General features: G+C 35.6%; 10 protein-coding genes. 6 read left to right on the forward strand and 4 right to left on the reverse strand.

What is annotated here, in order from left to right; all coding sequences use genetic code 11:
• From B3139_RS00005 to B3139_RS00030, 6 genes are all read left to right on the forward strand, one after another.
• On the forward strand, positions 1-756 hold a 756-nt coding region (locus B3139_RS00005), incomplete at its 5' end, for an IS4 family transposase (protein ID WP_293878981.1).
• A 262-nt stretch (positions 757-1,018) separates the two neighbouring features.
• Positions 1,019-2,257: an exonuclease SbcCD subunit D gene (locus B3139_RS00010; RefSeq protein ID WP_293878983.1), complete on the forward strand. Its 1,239-nt coding sequence runs from the start codon at positions 1,019-1,021 to the stop codon at positions 2,255-2,257.
• A gap of 1 nt (position 2,258) precedes the next feature.
• Positions 2,259-5,993, forward strand: coding sequence for an AAA family ATPase (locus B3139_RS00015; RefSeq protein ID WP_293878985.1), 3,735 nt, complete (start codon positions 2,259-2,261; stop codon positions 5,991-5,993).
• A 22-nt stretch (positions 5,994-6,015) separates the two neighbouring features.
• Positions 6,016-8,178, forward strand: a complete 2,163-nt coding sequence (locus tag B3139_RS00020; RefSeq protein ID WP_293878987.1) for an AAA family ATPase — start codon at positions 6,016-6,018, stop codon at positions 8,176-8,178.
• 48 nt (positions 8,179-8,226) lie between these two features.
• Positions 8,227-10,455, forward strand: coding sequence for an AAA family ATPase (locus B3139_RS00025; protein WP_293878989.1), 2,229 nt, complete (start codon positions 8,227-8,229; stop codon positions 10,453-10,455).
• Between the two features lie 18 nt (positions 10,456-10,473).
• Positions 10,474-11,556, forward strand: a complete 1,083-nt coding sequence (locus B3139_RS00030) for a hypothetical protein (RefSeq protein ID WP_293878991.1) — start codon at positions 10,474-10,476, stop codon at positions 11,554-11,556.
• A gap of 108 nt (positions 11,557-11,664) precedes the next feature.
• Here the strand turns inward: B3139_RS00030 and B3139_RS00035 are convergent, their stop codons facing one another.
• From B3139_RS00035 to B3139_RS00050, 4 genes are read right to left on the reverse strand one after another with little or no spacing between them, the layout of a single operon-like run.
• A complete protein-coding gene (locus B3139_RS00035) occupies positions 11,665-14,934 on the reverse strand; it encodes an SNF2-related protein (protein WP_293878993.1) in 3,270 nt (1,089 codons plus the stop codon).
• The gene (locus B3139_RS00040) at positions 14,931-16,502 is read right to left on the reverse strand and encodes an EH signature domain-containing protein (protein ID WP_293878995.1); all 1,572 of its coding nucleotides are present in this window, start codon (positions 16,500-16,502) and stop codon (positions 14,931-14,933) included. The genes B3139_RS00035 and B3139_RS00040 overlap by 4 nt, the downstream gene beginning before the upstream one ends.
• A 1-nt stretch (position 16,503) precedes the next feature.
• Positions 16,504-18,039 (reverse strand): methyl-accepting chemotaxis protein, encoded by a 1,536-nt coding sequence (locus B3139_RS00045; protein ID WP_293878997.1) that lies wholly within the window; start codon positions 18,037-18,039, stop codon positions 16,504-16,506.
• Between the two features lie 3 nt (positions 18,040-18,042).
• Positions 18,043-18,759 carry an OmpA/MotB family protein gene (locus B3139_RS00050; protein WP_293878999.1) on the reverse strand — a complete coding sequence of 239 codons (717 nt, stop codon included), beginning with the start codon at positions 18,757-18,759 and terminating at the stop codon, positions 18,043-18,045.
• Between the last annotated feature and the right edge of the window lie 68 nt (positions 18,760-18,827).

The following is an 18,827-nucleotide window of genomic DNA, read 5'->3' on the forward strand; positions in this document are numbered from 1 at the left end:
TTTGACTGGGCTAAATTCCGGAGCAATAAGCGTGCGGCGAAACTGCATACCGTACTTGACTATGATGGCTGCCTACCGGTTTTCATGGAGATTACCGATGGTAAGGTACATGAGAGTAAAAAAGCGAACAGCTTTTCTTTCCCCAAGGGCAGCGTTGTGGTTATGGACCGGGGTTATGTTGATTTCAAATGGATGAATATGTTGGACAGCACCGGGAGTTTCTTTGTCACACGGAGCAAAGTAAACATGAAATACAGCATGGTAAAGAACTATCAGAGTGATTCGATGCTTGAAAGCGGTATCCTTAAGGATCAGGTCATTACACTCTCCGGGGAGAGCGCAAAACGATATGGGGGGAAGAAACTCAGGCTTGTGCACGTTTTGGACAGCACAACGGGCGATGAATATGAATTTCTGACCAACAACATGCAGTGGAAGCCAGCGATGGTAGCGATGATCTATAAACAACGCTGGCAGATCGAGATCTTTTTCAAACACCTCAAACAGCGTCTTAAGGTCACCAGTTTTGTGGGAACATCGCAAAATGCTGTTCAAATACAGATATGGACTGCCCTTATCGGAATACTTTTACTGAAATATATACAGAAAAAGGTTAGCTACAAGTGGAATCTATCCAATCTTGTAAGCTTTATACGCATGAACATATTTGTGAAGATTGATTTTTGGCAATGGGCGAACGACCCATTTATCAAGAAAAAAGCGCCTGATAAAAACGGGCAGTTTGGCCTCTTTTAAAATAAGGGGGGATAGCTAATGGAGGAAGCTAAAATAATACGCTTCTTGATAAGAAGAATCACCTTTTTTCGTAACCTAATTTTTATTTTGGACGGTAGTGTAATTCTTTTATTAAACGCTGTAAAAATTATGCTTAAAAAATTTATGTTTTAAATTACAATTATTATATTGTACTCACATATTATTAGACCGTCACACCTTTTTTCCGTCGTGATAAAAACGAGTTCAAAAGGACGATTTATGAACTAGCCATTTATTAAAAATGAAAATTCTTCATACAGCAGACTGGCATATTGGCCAATTATTTCACGAATATGATCGTACCTATGAACATCAGCAATTCTTAGATTGGCTGGTCGAAATATTGCATCATGAAGAAATTGACGTACTGCTTATTAGCGGAGACGTGTTTGATATATCAAATCCGTCGGCTCAGTCGATCAGAATGTTTTATTCCTTCTTGAATCAAGCTACTTCTAGAAATCCAGATCTACAAATTATCATCACTGCCGGAAATCATGACTCTGCATCACGCCTGGAGGCGCCAAAGCCTTTACTGCTGTCTTCAAAAATTCATATTGTTGGATTGGTTGAGAAAGATGCGGAAGGAAAAATAGATTATGAAAAGTTGATTGTACCGATATATGATCAGGCTGGAAGAATCAAGATATACTGCCTTGCTGTACCATTCCTGCGTATGGGAGATTACCCAACTATACCTGACTGCTCTAACCCCTATACAGAGGGTGTAACCGCACTTTATAAAGAGTTATTTGACTATGCGCAAGAAAAAATTAAGGACGATCAAATCATTATATCGATGGGGCATCTACATACGCACCATGCTGAAATAACTGAGCTAGATACAACAGAAAGACCAATTATGGGTGGTGTAGAATGTATTCCGGCTACGACATTTCATGATGATATAAAATATGTTGCTCTTGGACATATTCATAAGGCGCAAAAAATAGGCGGCAAAGATCATGTGCGTTATGCTGGCAGTCCCCTGCCTATGTCCTTCTCAGAAATTAACTACAAGCACCAAGTCATCGCATTTGATCTCGACGACGAGATGCGTAACCTACGATCGATCGAGATACCATTGTTTGTACCTCTGCTGAGAGTTCCGCTAAAACATCAACCTTTACATGATGTCATCGCTTTGCTTGAACAACTACCTCCTTCTGATGAAGCTAACAAAGCTACAATACCTTATCTTGAAGTTCGTGTATTTTTAGAAGGTCCTGAGCCGGCATTGCGCCATAAGGTGGAGGTGGCATTGCGGCAGAAGAAAGTGAGACTTGCGAAAATTGATGTGAAGTATCCTGACTCCAAAACGGTGCAACATCAACTCATCGCTCCAGAGCAGTTGCAGGAATTAAAGCCGATTGATGTATTTGGAAGAATATACCATACGAGATATAACAGTGCCATACCCGAAGAGATCCTACATCTTTTTCAACAAGTAGTGGAAGAAGTCAATCAAACAGCCGAGTAGAATGAAGATATTAGCTATAAGAATTAAAAACCTAGCTTCCCTAGAGGGAGTAACAGAAATTGACTTTACTTCAGAGCCATTATCATCCGCTGGCATATTTGCGATTACGGGAGCTACTGGCGCTGGAAAATCTACGATACTAGATGCCTTGTGCCTTGCTCTTTACGGAAAGACACCTCGGTATCTGCAGGCGAAAGAATCTGGTATAGAAATCAGAGATGTCGAAGGTAGTACGCTCAATCAGGGTGATGTGCGGAGCATCTTGCGCGATGGTACCGCGGATGGCTTTGCTGAGGTTGATTTTGTTGGTATTGATGAACAATATCATCGTGCTACTTGGAGTGTTAGGCGTGCAAGAAATAAAGCGGATGGTAGCATGCAATCTGATGCTGTGACGTTGAAAAATATAACTACGAATATCGATTTTCCAGCGAAAAAAGCTGAAACGTTAAGTGAAATTGCGAGGTTGGTAGGTCTAAATTTCGATCAGTTTACCCGGTCTGTGTTACTCGCTCAAGGCGATTTTACAGCTTTTATGAAAGCCGATAAGGGTGAAAAAGCTTCTCTGCTTGAAAAGTTGACGGGCACTCATATTTATTCGGAAATATCGAAAAAGATCTATGAAAAATACAGAGCTGAAGAAGTGCTGTTGCGAGAGCTTAATATTCGGAAAAACGAAATCGTTACGCTCACCGACGATGAACTGAAGGCGCTGTCGGATGAACAGGAAACATTGGAAATCGAGATCAAAAGTCTAGAAAAAGAAATCGAAAAACTTACTACTGAAATCTCTTGGTACGAACAGCTCGCTAATTTGCAATCTAATTTTAATCTAGCGTACACAGCATTAAATGTTGCAACGGAGATCCAAAGCTCTGCCCTGCCACGCAAACAAAAACTGAAAACTGTTGAGCAAGCACAGCAAACAAAAAGTTGGGCGGATGCATTGAAAAATGCTCAACAGCAGCATGCTGAAAAAACAGCTGCCCTCGCACAGATCAAAGCAAACATCGTTGTCCTACAGGAGGAAAAAGAAAAGCTTGAAAATAAGCTGGAGGTAGCCGAAACCAATCTTTCAGAAAAAGACAAAGCGCTAACCGATGCCCTTCCCCTACTGGAGCAAGCTAGAAGACTTGATACGCTGCTGGCGGAGAAAAAACAACAGGTAGAAAAACTTAAAGAAGAAGCTGAAAATTCTGTTGAAGCCAATAATCAACATCAAACCTTACAGAAGGCTAAACAAGAGGAGTTTGCAAACCTTGCTAATCAAATAAAAGATATCACCGACTGGAAAGCAGACAACAAATACCGCAGCCCGATTGCGGAAAATAAAGACCTCATCTTGTCGAAACTAAAGGATGCGCAGCAGTTTTTAGAAATAGCGCAGCAATCGTCCGCTATGTTGACACAAATACAAGATAAATATGATAGAGACGAAGCCAAGAGTTCGATAATAGACTCTGATTGGAAGCAAAAGGTAGATCACCTTGAAATTTTAAAGAAAAGCAATGATTTGCTATCCAAAGAGTTGCAATTAACACCTATCGAAACTTTAGGCTTAGAAAAATCCGAAACAGACAGACAGGTTGAATACACTATAAAAGCACAGGCGCATTGGCAACTGTTTTATGGTGCACTTACTGAATTGGAAGCACTAAACCAGAAACAGGCGAATGATAAGTCTGACCTTCAAACAAAACAGGAATCTTTACAAAACTTAGCCCAGCAGCTGCCGTTGGAAAAGGCACAACGCGATACGGCGCAGCAGCTTTTACAGCAAGCTCGTCTGGCATCGACCGAAAACGTAGAAACATTGCGGGCGGCTTTAGTGGATGACGAGCCTTGCCCTGTTTGTGGAAGCATAAGTCATCCCTATGTGCTTCATAATCCGCAATTGGAAAATGTATTGGTGAAACTGGAAAAATCCTTCGAGGAACAAGAACAGAGCTATCAGGCGAGCAATAACCTCTATATAGCCCTGGAACAGGAAAGTAAGATGCTACAGCAAAACATTGAGCGCCAAGGTGAAGAAATTACAGCAAGGCAAGAAGCATTAGTCTCTAAAAAGCAAATTTGGGAACAATTTGATATTGCCGACGAAAGTAAGGCCATAGCCAGTGCTGAAAAAGCAGCCTGGATTGAAACAAAATTACAGGATCTTAAAATCAAACAGGGTGATCTGCAAGCGCAAATACAAGCTTACACGGAGAAAAAGCAACAAATAGAAGTTGGCAAAACACAAATAGACCAACTGAAAGAAAAGACCGATAGCCTTGCCAATCAACTCAAAGACATCCAAAACCAACTGGCTGTTTACAAAGAACAGCAAAGCAGCCATACGAGAGATCGTGATAAGGCATCACGTGATTTAGACAGTGTTGAACGGCTGCTCTCTCCCTATTTCACCGCTCCAGAATGGATGAAAAATTGGAAAGCTTCACCTCTAGCATTCGTTGAGCGTATTGAAACCTTTGTCCGCGATTGGAAAGAAAAAAGCGAAAGGATGGATCAATATACCCGTCAACATACAGCACTCGAAGCCACGATAAGCCAACTGGAACACCAAGCTAAAAGTCTCGCTTCAGATGTCAGCAAAAAAACGGAAAATCATGTTGCGGAAAATAAACTGTATCTAGCTTTATATCAGGAGCGCAATTCGATATTTGTAGGTCAATCTGCAAGCGAAACGGAGACCAAGCTAAAGCAAGCAATAAAGGATGCTCAGCAGCAACTCGAGCAGCTTAAAATAACCAGGGAAAAACTCAATATCAACAGCACCAAAGCCCAAACCCAATGCGATGAATTGGCCGCTTCAATAACAGCTTTACAAGCCGATGCTCAAAAATCATTGGAAAAAATGCAGGGTTGGCTTGACGATTTCAACTCAAAGAACAGTCAATCGTTAACCTTGGAGGAACTCCATGATTTATTGTCATTGAGCAACGATTGGATGTCTACAGAACGTGAGGAATTGCAAACGATAGACGAGGAAGTAACCAAAGCTACCAGTGTTCTTTCAGAACGAAAACATGCTTTAGACACCCACAAAGAAAAAAGTATATCCGACCGACCGATTGAGGAACTCATAGATCTCAATGCCGTAGCAAAATTGGCTCTAGAAACTAATAAACATAAAAAAGGGGAAAACAGCTTCCGCCTACAACAAGATGCTGTGCATAAACAGAATATTGGTGACTTGCTGGAACGTATTGCGGCGCAGGAAGCTATCAAGGATAACTGGAGCAAACTAAATGAAATCATCGGTTCGGCCGACGGTAAAAAATTCCGTCAGATTGCCCAAGAATACACGCTTGATGTCTTGCTGGGCTATGCTAACATTCATTTGCAAGCACTGACCAACCGGTACAAAATCGAGCGGATACCTCTTTCACTGGCTCTACAGGTGGTAGATCAGGACATGGGCGACGAAGTGCGCACGGTCTATTCGCTTTCCGGCGGCGAATCGTTTTTGGTTTCACTTGCGTTGGCTTTAGGCCTTGCTTCTTTGTCATCTAGCCGTATGAAAGTGGAATCTTTATTTATTGACGAAGGATTTGGTTCATTAGACCCCAATACATTGAATATCGCTATGGATGCTCTTGAACGGCTGCACAATCAGGGACGTAAAGTGGGTGTCATCTCTCACGTGCAAGAAATGACGGAAAGGATCCCTGTACAGATCAAAGTGAGCAAGCAGCAGAGTGGGAAGAGTATGGTGGAGGTGATTAGCTTATAACTTATTTATATAAAACCAGTATATGCATATTTCGAATATAAAAATAAAAAACTATAGAGGTATAAAGTCTGATGAATTGGAAACATCAATTTTTACGTGTGTTATTGGGGAAAATAATGCAGGAAAGTCAACAATTTTATTAGCAACAAGCTTGTTTTTTTCAGGCAGTAGTTTAAGTAAATCTGATTTTTATGATGAAGAAGAACCTATTGAAATTGAACTAACTTTTTCAGAGATACATGACGGAGACATAAATCGACTATCTCCTGATCACAGGCATAGAATTAAGGAAATAATCATTGAAGATAAATTAACATTAACTCGTTTTTATAATACAGAAGGAAAATCTGATCTTCTGTGTAGTCGCCTAGCTCCTAAAGAAGGAAAATACAGTAAAGATGTAATTGGCGCAATAATGAAAGGTAAAAAAGGAAAGGAAATCTCACAATCCGTTATTGAAATACTTCCTCAACACATCGAGAAATTTGAAGGCTTAACGACACAAAAAGATATTTTTGCAAAGCTAGATGAGGTAATAGCTGAATTACCTGCTGAGCAAAAGGAAATGAAACTTGCTCCTTTGCCTACTGGGATTGAAAATAGCGTTAAAATTCTTTTACCCGAGCCAATATACATAGCTGCGGTCAAGGACCTAAAAGACGATATAAAATCAAAGGAATCAGCAACTTTCGGAAAGCTCTTAAGTATATTAATGAGATTTTTAGAAAGTTCTGAACATTTCGAAAAAATAACTGATTCATTTGATGATTTGCACAAGTTACTTAACGTAGTTAGAGAAGCCGAACAGATTACGGACAATAGAATTGAAAAATTACAAGATATAGAAAAACAGATTGGTTCATTCCTCTCAGAAAATTTCCCAAAATCAAAAATAGAAATAGAAATACCCAAACCAGAGTTAAAACAAGTATTTACAAATGCTAGATTACTAATTGATGATGGAGTGAGAGATATTATTGAAACAAAGGGAGATGGTATTAAACGAGCTGTAACTTTCGCATTGCTGAGAACATTTGTTGAACAATATAAAGAACAGCGAAAGGAGACGTTAGCTACGAAAAACGTTGATGTAGAAGAAAATCAAGAAGGTGCAGAAGCTGAAATCGAAATAGGTGAGCAACCTTATCTTTTTCTATTTGAAGAGCCTGAATTATATCTCCATCCAAGTGCACAAAAAATATTATTTGCGGCATTAGAGAAACTAACCGAAGTAAACAATCAGGTTTTCGTTACTACCCATTCCCCTATGTTCTTCTCTCCAAATTCTACGGGTACGTTTGTTAAGGTAATAAAAGAATATCCAGCAGAAGGAAAACCTTATGGAAGGTTCTTAACAATTAATCTTTTGAAAGAGATAGCAGCAAAAGATGCTTTTCAGATTATATGTTATGAAAACAACACTGCTGCTTTTTTTTCTAGTAAAGTACTCCTTGTTGAAGGCGATTCAGATATAATTTATTTAAAAGAAACAGCAAAACTGTTAAATCCAGAATGGGATTTTGATGCCCATAACATTCCAATCATATCAATAAATGGAAAATCGAATGTCAAAAGGTTTACAGACTTCTATGGTTTTTTCCAAATAAAATGCTTCTGTATTGTTGATTCGGATGCTTTGATTGATGGCTTTGAAAAATTTACGGTCCCAGAAGAAATAAAAGAACAGAGAGAACAGCTGTTGAGTTTACTTGATAAAATAGCGGACGAACAAGGAGCACAGGCAGCTTTGCCTGCAAATAAAATAAAAGAATTAGTAAGAAGATATTCATGGAAAGACCGATATAATAAACTAAAAGAACTAGGGCTAAAAATAAAAGCTGGTGAAGCTTTAACTGAAGAAGAAACGTTGGAAATTGATTTTCTCTTCATAGAAGAGGAAAATAATCTCAGACGAAGGGTATTTACAGATAAGGCTATAGAAATTCCAGAAAAATATTCTTTGTTAGCAGCATTAAGATCCATTGATATCTTTATCCTTTCTCATGGAGCTATAGAAAGTTACTATCCCGAAGGAGTTAAAGGTGATGATAAACCAACCAAGGCACTCAATGCTTCCGCTATACTCAAAGGCCATGAAGATTGTAGATTGCATTTGCCAACAATCAAAATTGATGAAGAAGAAGTATGTGAACTAGAAATAATATTTGAGAAAGTATTTTCCTAAACTGAATTAATAAACCTTACAAAAAACAAAACTTTAAAAATCTAAACTATGCTCGACTCAATAACTATTAAGAATATTGCAACGTATGATTCCGCGGGAATAAAAATGGAAAATCTTAAAAAGATTAACTTCATATATGGAGCAAATGGATGTGGAAAAACAACACTATCTAAATTCATACACGACAGTTCAAATCCTATATATGCTACATGCAATCTTGGGTGGAAAGGAGGATTGCCTGTAAACGTACTTGTTTATAATAAAGATTTTCGTGATAGAAATTTTGGAAAAGGAAAAATAGACGGAGTTTTCACTCTTGGGGAAGCTACGAAAGAAGAAATCGAAAAAATTGAGACAATGCAAAAAGATTTGGCAGAACTCAAGACAAAAGGAATTGAAAAGAAAGCTAGCCTAGATAAACAAGAGCTAACAAAGCTACAAGAAGAGAATGAATTCAAAGAAGTGGTATGGTTAGATGTTTACAAAGAAAATGAGATTGATTTCAAAGAGGCATTCAGGGGCTTCCTAAGGAAAGATACTTTTAAAGATAAAATATTATATGAATATGAGAACAATAAAGAATCGTTACTAACATTTGAGCAACTAAAAGAAAAAGCGCAAACAATATTTAATTCGACCCCAACAACTATATCCCCTATAACTTCGATTGTATTTAATAATCTCCTAGAAATAGAAAATGATAAAATATGGAAAAGAAAAATTGTTGGTAAATCAGATGTCGCAATCGCAGGATTGATACAAAAATTAAATCTTAATGACTGGGTTAATGAAGGTAGAGATTACATAACAGAAGATGAAATATGCCCTTTTTGCCAGCAAAAAACGATTAACGAAAATTTTAAAAAACAACTTGAAAACTATTTTGATGAAACATTTACACAAGACATCGAAAGAGTTAAGGATGTATCAATAGAGTACAATAGCAATTCGCAAAATCTTCAAAATCTTTTAGAACAAATAGAAACCCAAGAAAAAGAAAATCCTGACTCCAAGCTTAACATTGAGTCGTTCTCTGCCTCATTAAAAACACTAATAAATCAATTTGCGATTAACAAAGAGCTATTAAGTAATAAAGCCAAAGAACCCAGCAGGAGCATAGAATTAACATCAACAAAAGAGCAATTAGATACCATTCAAAAAGTTATTGATGATGCTAACATTGAGATAAAAACACATAATGCTATTGTTAACGACTACACAAACCAAAGAAACAACTTAGTTAATTCAATTTGGAAATATCTCGTTGAAGGACATCATGGAACGATTGATGCATTTTTAAAAAAGCAACAGGGATTATCGAAGGGAATTGAAGCACTACAAAAGCAGCATAAAGAACTTAGGGGAAAATATTCCGAATTAAATAAAAAAATAAAAGAGGCTAATAAAAATGTTACCAGTGTACAACCTTCTGTTGATGAAATTAATCGAATATTAAAATCTTACGGTTTTCTAAATTTCGAAATAGTGCCATCTCCAACCGAACCTAATCAATATCAAATTCTAAGGCAAGATGGCACTACAGCTGAATCTACACTTAGCGAGGGTGAAGCAACTTTTATCACATTCCTTTACTATTTACAGTTAGCAAAAGGAAGCACTCAAGAAGACAATATTACAGAAGAACGAATTCTAATTGTAGACGATCCTATCTCTAGCCTTGATAGTAATGTACTTTTTGTTGTTAGTTCATTGATAAAAGAAATTATAAAATCAATTAAAAACAGTGTCGGAACCATAAAACAAATGATTTTACTTACTCACAACGTGTATTTTCATAAAGAAGTATCATTTATAGATGGAAGAACATCCAAAAATGGAGATACAAATTTTTGGATTATCCGAAAAAACAATAATATTTCCAGCCTTCAATCTTACGGAATGGATAGTCCTATCCAAAGTTCTTATGAGCTACTGTGGAAGGAATTGAAGAATACCCAACAAAACTCAGGCATCACAATTCAAAATACAATGAGAAGAATTATAGAAAATTACTTCAAAATCTTAGGAAAATATGCCGATGACGACCTCATTAAAAGTTTTGACAATCATCAGGAACAAGAAATATGTCGCTCTTTAGTTTGTTGGATAAATGATGGTTCTCACGGATTACCTGATGATTTGTATATAGAACAACAAGAAGCCATACTCGATAAATATCTTGAGGTATTTAAACAAATTTTTGTCAAAATGGGACATGAAGAACACTATAAAATGATGTATAGAGAATCTGATGATGATTTAGCAATCGTGGCATAATATATACCCTTATTCAATATGAAAGCAGGAAATTTAAAAGGAGCACTTCTCGAATATATCGTTCGTCAGCTATTAAAGAGTTGTGGCTTCACAAATATAAAAGCTGATAACCTTTTCTCATTTGAACGCGGTGGCTTATTTTTTATCAATGGCAGAGGTGCGGCTCATGATGCAGACATCATTATGAACCCACCAATACAGATGCCCTTTGCCTATCCGTCGCAATTATTATTTGAGTGCAAAGCATACGGTACCGTTACGAGCCTTTCAATAGTTCGAAATGCTGCGGGACTGCGAAATGATATAAATGAATTTGAAGTAGTCACAAGAGACTCACTTCTAGAGCGTCAAAATAACAGGCGAGCTGCTTATGCTGTAGATGCCAGAACTCGCTTTTTATATCAGGTAGGTGTAGCATCCGTTAATGATTTTACCAAACCATGTGTTGAATATGCAACCAATAATAAAATTCCCCTACTATCGTTAAGTTGGTTTCTTAGTCAGAGGATAATTAGCGATTTTAACAGTATCGATCAAACATTAGTTAACAGCTTTGATCGATCGGATATTCAAAACCTTTATGATTTTCTTAAAGATCGAGAGGGTGATATGCATTCCGTACAATATAACAGAGTTAATAATTTTCTAAGATCGGGTAATATTTTTGGTAATATAATAACTTTTGCAAACACTACTATCAACTATTCCTACGTAGGGCTTCTAGAAACGGGCGATATGGTATTTTTATTTGGTCGGTCACGATCAGAAGATAATATACTCAATCAACGGGACGGGGTTGTTGCTTTGAAAGCTGAGATCCATTGGATAAGTAATAGAAAAAATGTATGGACACTTACAGTATTTAATGATCACAATAGAAATCAACAAACAGATTTTGATTTCTATGTTCCGAAACGAATTTTCAATCATTGGAAAACATTTAATCTTGATAAAAATTCCGCTCTTGACATTAAACAAAAGTTTTTCTCAAGAATATTTGTATTCAATCAAAAAAACAATCCAGAAGTTCCATTCTCCATAATCAATATAGATAGGGAGTGGTTGGCTCAAATTAGAAATATCGAAAATAGTCTAATCTAATTCAATTAAAGAATTCTATTTCGATTTCGAGGCAAAACTATGCTATTAATCAGCTTATCTCTTAACGAGAGTATCGACAGTGCATATTAAAATGGGGAGGGTGAGAAATTATACTTTTATCATCCGCTGTGATTCAATCTTATTAATATCTTGTATAGTTATACTGTTTTGATTTACTAAGCACTCAAGATGTCTTCGGTTTAATAGCTTAATACCATTAGATTTTGCTAAAATTGAAGCTGATGAACTGTAATCATTGTTAGTTATTGTTAGTAATTTAAATTGCTCCTTAAATTTGTCCTCGTAGTATCGTTTTGCGGTGCAAATTTCTTGTATCGCATCGTTTCCGACTAATGACTTTGTTTGTTTAGCTTGGATAAGATAATTCTCTCCATTTTTTAAAACTACAACATCCACTCCCTTATCGTTAGAATAAGGTGTAAGATAAACGTCAAAACCTTGTTTTTTATACAGCGACGCGATACTAGCTTCGAAAAGGTTTGGGTAAAGTCGGTCAATGTCTGTTAGTGTGAGTGATTTATTTTTACCTTCTGTTTTTGCACCAAAAATGTTTCCAAAAAGTTCATCGGGTGTTATTTCTGCTTGTTCTGTTGGGAACAAAGTATTACTCGCTAATGTTTTTTTGTTATTCAAAAGTATATCAAGAATTTCATCAAAGGATTTTAACCGGTTTCCTTCTTCATCTTTCATGTCATCAGAAAAAATAGCCATTGGATAATACACAAATACATCCTTTTGTTGCCCGATTCTGTATGCTCTGTCGGTCGCCTGTTCTTCTTTTGCCGGATTCCAATGTCTTGTATAATGTATGATGTGATTTGCCTTTGTAACATTTAAACCAACGCCCGCGGCTATTGGAGACATAATAATTACATTGAACCCTTCTTCGTCCTGAAAACGATCAATTGTTTGTTGTCGGCTTAATTTTGATTTTCCCTCCAATCTCTTGGTCGTTGGCGTATCTCCGTTGATAATACTTGCAAATATTCCAAAAATATCATAAACTATTTTCTGCAACATTTTTTGGGTTTCTCGCCTGTCTGCAAATACAATTACCTTCTCATTCTTAGATTGTATGTCTGCTAAAATCCCTACAGTTGTTTCTAGTTTGGACGAGCTTTTAACAAGTTCATCGCTTGTAAATTTTAAAATTTGGCTTTCCAACAAATAAGGATGGTCGGATATATCTCTAATTGCCCAAAGTGATTTTAGTTTTTGATTTCTTTTATCTGTTCCTTCCAATTCAGAATCATTTGCTGTTTCAATTTCTTGTTTGTATCGCTCTAATTGGTTTGGCGGCATTACTCTTTTGATTCTTGAATTAGCATTGTCGTGTTTGTTAGGTAAGTCAACAACATCTTTTTTGTATCTTCTTAAAATAAAGTCACCAATCTTGCTACGAAGTTTTTCAGTGAGTGCTTTAATATCAGTATTTTCATCGCTCAAAGGCTTTTGGTATTCCTTTGCAAACTCTTTGGCATTGCCTAAAAGTCCGGGAACTGCAAAATCCATTAAGCACCAAATATCTACCAATGTATTTTCCACAGGTGTTCCTGTCATTGCAATTTTAAAATCTCCTTTCAAGGCTTTACTTGCATTTGTAATAAGTGTTCCGGGTGTTTTTATTTTTTGCGCTTCATCTAATGCGATAACTGCGAAATCAACTAAACCCAAACTAATTTGGTATGACCTTAGTGTTTCATAATTGGTTAGGATGATTTGCTTGAACTGTAGTCGTTTTGCGTCTTTTTGATTTTGAATAGGACTATTTTCTTTTGTTAAAGAAACACTTCCATACAATTTGTACAATGGTAAGTTCTGTGGATTGAAAAATTTCTGATATTCATTTTCCCAATTTTCAAGTAAGCTGACAGGAGCAACAATCAAATAAGGCTTGTTATCATCGGAATGTTGGCTATGCCATTCTATGAAATAGAGTAGTTGTAAGGTTTTGCCCAAGCCCATGTCATCAGCGAGCAAACCTCCAGGTTGCTTTTCTTTTATTAATGTTTGAAGCCACGCAACACCTGTCATTTGATGCTTTTTTAATTCCAAACCACTTGAAAGATTATTAATAGCTGAGTATGTAAGATTAAATTTATTAATAAGCTCTCCGTTTTGGATAAATTCTGTTGATTCAGCATTTTCTTTGATAATAAGGACTTCAAGATCAGTTTTCTTTTCCTGTTTTATTGGTCTATTGGGGTTTTCAAACTGTCTTTTTGCCGTTTTTATAAATTTTTCCGCTTCTTCAATTGGAATTTCTACATTTTCCCATTCAACGCTTTGCTTCCTTACTTTAACAGCCTTTTCCTTTTGTTCAATGAATTCATTAAGTTTTTCAGGAGAGTTGAAAAAAATTTTCTTTTCTCCGTGAACCTTATCTTTTATTACAATTCCGGGAATCCATTGCGACTTGTAAGGACTTGCAAAAGGATAAAATTTTGGACTATAAACGCCAATTTCTTTTACTCTGTCACTATAAAAGACAGTAAAATCAACTTCATCGTTATTGAAAAATAATTCAGGATGTTCTATGATTTTTTGAATTGTCTCTTTGTCTGAAACTTTTCTATTTATTTTGATTTTTTGAAGTTCAGCTTTCTGGTTTTCAGAAATTACTACTCTTGTTGTTTCTCCATTATTTCCCGATACTGGATAAACGTCACGAATCATTGGTAATTTGTCAAACGCGTTGGTAAAACCAATCGTGTTGTCAATTTCTACGGTTGGGATAATTTCAAAAATTCCGTTGTTGAAATCAATATCTAATTTTATTTTTTCGGGAATGAATAATTCTTGGTTACCTAGGAAATACTCTAAGGTCAATCCACTTTCTTTTGAAAGCGTTTTTAATTCGGATAATTTTTTAATATTGGTTACATTTCCTTTTTCACCATCAGACAGATTGTTGAACTCGTCAATAGCTTGGCAAAGCAAATACTGATTTTCTGAGAGTAAATATTCGTTTTCTTCCAATTTCAATCTTGCGCCGTTTCGTGTTGTACTTAATCTTGTGCCGTTTGGTGCAAAATCATAAAATCCATATTTAAACTTGAATGTATTTTGAGTTAAAACACCATCTGATTCTACAAAAATTTCATACGGATAGTTATTAGGTAGGTCCAATATTTGTTTGTCAATCTCGCTTAACTTTAGAATATCAATACATTCAACTTCACAGGCATTGTCCGTGTAATCTGCTAAACCGTTATCATGCAACTCTGTTAGAATTGCAAGCTGTGATAAAAATTCTGATTGTAGTTTTTCCCAATCTGAAACAGTAATTTTATTTCCCGATTTATTCAGGAAATAAAATGAAAATTTATTCCTCTCTTGTGTGTGTGTTAAAATCATAATTTGTTTTTGTACCACGCATCTTTTTTCTTAGAATACGTGTAGCCAGGTAGTTCTATAGTGCTCCAATAATTAGAAGAAGTCTCCCATTGCTCATTTGAGTTTTCTACAATACTCTCCTTTGCGGAAACCTCCATTGGACTATTTGTTTTCATTACAGTTCCCCCTAACACCTTTTTGTTCATCCAACTATTAAACTTTGTTTCCCAAATCTGATTGCCATCTCGATGTGTTAATCTTCCTTCATCGTTAAAATAATCGTAGTAATTATCACTGTGAATAGCCATAGGCATTGAAGCATTACGCAAATCATCCACGCTATTTAATTTAAAGTCTAAACTTGGTCTATATGGACTGGTGATTTTATAAGCGTAAAAGGCATAGCCTTCGTTGCTGAACTCAATGAGCATATAATCTCCGATGTATAATATAAATGCTGAAACGTCTCTCTTGCTCGTTACAGTTTCAAATCTTGACTCTACTAATTCCGCTATTCTTTCATCCCGTTTTAGGATATTTTGTGTGTGAAGTGGACCATAGACCTTAAATGATGATATTTTTGAAGCAAAACGCAACCAGAACTTTTTTCTTCGATCATCGTTAATGCAAACTTTGAAAAACACATTAATGAATTGCTGGGTTATCCACTCATTCAGAATATTTCTTGCTTGTATGATTTCTTTGCGTTCAATTTCTGTTGCATTATCAAAAGTATTCCAATTCGAGATATTATTTGGGTCACCTATTTGCGCAAAAGCAATTTTTTTTATTTGGTATTGTAATGTAATAAAATCGGGTTTGTTCGCTTGTATAATGATTTTACTAATCAACCTTTTATTGGTAATGTAATTGTTATGCTTTATTATTACTTCATTTAGGTTATCAATTTCTGCTGATATATTGCTCTTGATTCTTTCATAGTAAGTTACTATGACTTTAGAAAAATAATTGTAAGTCCACCACGATTCGGGAACGCTCAAAACTTTTGTAGCTTCTTGAATGGGTTTATTGAGTTTCGCGATAGTATCACCTAAAACCAAATCTCCATTTTTTGTATTGAAATATCGCTTATTCTTTTTTAAAGATATTAATGTACCTCTATTGCCTGAATAATTCTCTAACTTATTTAAAATAAATTGTTCTATTTGCTCTAATGATTTCGTGTATTTAGTTTCCCAATTCCTTAAAAAACAATCAATCAAACCCACTAAAAATGAATCTCGCCAATTTGCATCTAATAACGTCAAAGCATATTTTAGCTCATTCTCATTGTGAAAAATGATTGATAAATTCTGTTCTGAATAGTTTAACGAATAAGAAAGCGTTCTTAATTCTCTACGATCAAAATTCGTATTGATGGAATTTTTAAATTTTCTGAAAACTTGTGGAATAAGATTGTCACCTGAAAATGAAAATGAGGCTGCTCCTACTTCTTCTATTATTTTTTGAAGTTTATCAATTCGGTGGTCGTTCAAAGATGTAAGATTAATCGGAATAATCTTTTGTGCCGACTGCTGAAATGTAGTAGGTGAAAAATGAAATTGTAATATGTCTTGCGTTGTTGGCATATTAGTTCCTTATTCCGTTTAATTTGCTAAGTTGTTCCGTTAGTTCCTCCAAAATGTCTTCTTGTTTTGATGAAGCTCCTGCAAGTGCCTCTGCAGTCTTGGTTAAATGGTCGGTATATTTTCCTAAATAAGTCTCAAGGCTTTCACTAACAGTAACCTGATAATCTTTCAATCCTGTTGTAATTTTATTAAAAATGTCCTGCAATCCTTTTTCAATAATCTCAAATTTCTGTGCATAGTCGGCAGAAACTCCTTTTGCAGTTTCTAATGATTTCTGAATTTCGGTAATTGTATTTGAGTTGTTATGTAAAAACTGATTAGAATATTTTGAAAATTCATTTTGAGACTCCCCAAATCTATTTGATGATGTATTGATTTCTTGCGACACGTTTCTGAATACGGAAATAACTTTATCTAATTCTGTTTGAGCTTGATTAAGTTTGGAAATACTGCCATTTACCTCGGTGGAAAGTCCGTTCATCTTTTCAATACTTGTATTGAAGGAACTTAAGAGGTTCTCGGAAACTAGAAGGTTTTTAGATTGTTCTGTAAGTAAGGTTTGTTGTCCTAATTGTAAATCTCCAACTTTGGTTCGCAATATTTCGCTCATATCCTCAACTTGCCTCTTCATTTGATTAGTTGATTCTTCCGATTGAGAAAGTGTTTGTTTTGATATTTGCTGTACCACATCTTGCAATCCTCTAAAATTTTCATTAAGGTTATCGGTCATATTCTGCAACTTGGTTGGAAAGTCTGTTAGGGAACCGCCTGCTTGCCCAAGTAATCCTGCTAAACGTTCCATTTCATGTTTAGTATCTCCGCTCATTGAAGTTTTAAATTCCTCAATCATTTTGCCCATCGATTCTTGCAATTCTTTTACGATGTTCTGGGTCATATCGGTTGCAGGGTCTTTAAGTTTGCTCCCTAAACTTTCAATCTCGGCTTTTACTAATTTCAGTTCAGCTACTACACCTTCAGTCGGATTATTCAAAATTTGCTCAAAACCTGCAGATATTGTCAGTGCTAAATCAGAAGAAAATGTTTGTAAAGAACTAGATTGCTTTTGAGATTCCTTGTAAAGATCGCGAAACACATTTCCGGGTTTAACTATGTGTCCATTTTCATCAATAGAAACAAAGTCGCTTTTCAGCTCTTTAATCACTTCAATTAAATTATTGATTGCTTTTGTTTCATCACTTAAAGTTCCTTTTTCATTTTTGTTTCGGATATATGAAATACGTTTAGAAAAGATGATGGACAGTGCTATCCCAAAAATTGAAGCAAAAAAAGCGGTTTTTAGACCTTCTAACAATGTAGGAATACTTTTTTCAATCTCTTCAGGATTAAAAAACCATAAACCGTAAGCTATACCTCCAAAGGTCCCTAAAATCCCAATTGTTGTAAACATAGATGGAATTAAATCAAAGTCGTTTTGATTTACTTTTGCATAGTCTTTTTTTGCAACATTTAGAGCATAAATACCATAGGCCAAGTATGAAACCATTCCTATTGCAATAATAATTTCTACTATATTCATATTTTATTCTATATTTTTTAGGGCTTCGTTAATAATTGTTTCACTAGTTGTCACTATTCTAAACTCTACTCGTCTTGATTTATCATTGTTAACAGCCTGTTTGCTCTCAAATGAAAGTTTGTAATCTTTATCAACTGTTCGACCATATGAAAGCCCGTTAGCTGTAAGCCAATATTGTAATCTTTCTTTTTCAGTTGGATTTAAGTTTATAAAACTTTTTTGTGAACGTAAAAACGCTAAAACATTTCTTCCTCTGTCTTGTGAAAGTTTCATATTGTCTATATAAGGATCGTTGGTCAGCCCAATTGGTTTAGTATCTGTGTGTCCCTCAATTCTGATTTCTGCAATTTTGTTTTTGTATTTTTCTTGTAGTACAACAGATAGATACTTTGGAAGAAAATCGGTTAAGATACTTTGAAAATGAGGTGTAATATCAGATTTTCCTGTTGGAAAGAGTACCTGAGGATTAGTGAATTTGATTGATAAATCATTATCAAGTTTCAAATCCCATTTTGCAAAGTCATTCTTGAACGCCTCGTTTAGTTCGTTGTACAATGTGACTTTTGACTCTTCATAGTCTTTAAAAATTTGATTTTGCTCCTTTTGCCGTTTTTCCACCAACGCCATATAAGATATGGACATAAATAGAAAAATCACCATTAAAACCGTCATCAAGTCGGCTAATGGAATCCAGTGGCTATCTTTTTTTGTCCCTGACATTTAAAATAATAAATTAATTTTAGAGGTTATCTAGGTTAATTGAAAACTGCACGATGCAAAATTAATTC

This window comes from Sphingobacterium sp. UBA1498 (genome assembly GCF_002325125.1).
In the GTDB taxonomy this organism is placed as follows: Bacteria; Bacteroidota; Bacteroidia; order Sphingobacteriales; family Sphingobacteriaceae; genus Sphingobacterium.

Coding starts and splice junctions, on each gene's coding strand:
- B3139_RS00010 (WP_293878983.1), top strand. CDS start 1,019: ATGAAAATTCTTCATACAGCAGACTGGCATATTGGCCAATTATTTCAC.
- B3139_RS00015 (WP_293878985.1), top strand. CDS start 2,259: ATGAAGATATTAGCTATAAGAATTAAAAACCTAGCTTCCCTAGAGGGA.
- B3139_RS00020 (WP_293878987.1), top strand. CDS start 6,016: ATGCATATTTCGAATATAAAAATAAAAAACTATAGAGGTATAAAGTCT.
- B3139_RS00025 (WP_293878989.1), top strand. CDS start 8,227: ATGCTCGACTCAATAACTATTAAGAATATTGCAACGTATGATTCCGCG.
- B3139_RS00030 (WP_293878991.1), top strand. CDS start 10,474: ATGAAAGCAGGAAATTTAAAAGGAGCACTTCTCGAATATATCGTTCGT.
- B3139_RS00035 (WP_293878993.1), bottom strand. CDS start 14,934: ATGATTTTAACACACACACAAGAGAGGAATAAATTTTCATTTTATTTC.
- B3139_RS00040 (WP_293878995.1), bottom strand. CDS start 16,502: ATGCCAACAACGCAAGACATATTACAATTTCATTTTTCACCTACTACA.
- B3139_RS00045 (WP_293878997.1), bottom strand. CDS start 18,039: ATGAATATAGTAGAAATTATTATTGCAATAGGAATGGTTTCATACTTG.
- B3139_RS00050 (WP_293878999.1), bottom strand. CDS start 18,759: ATGTCAGGGACAAAAAAAGATAGCCACTGGATTCCATTAGCCGACTTG.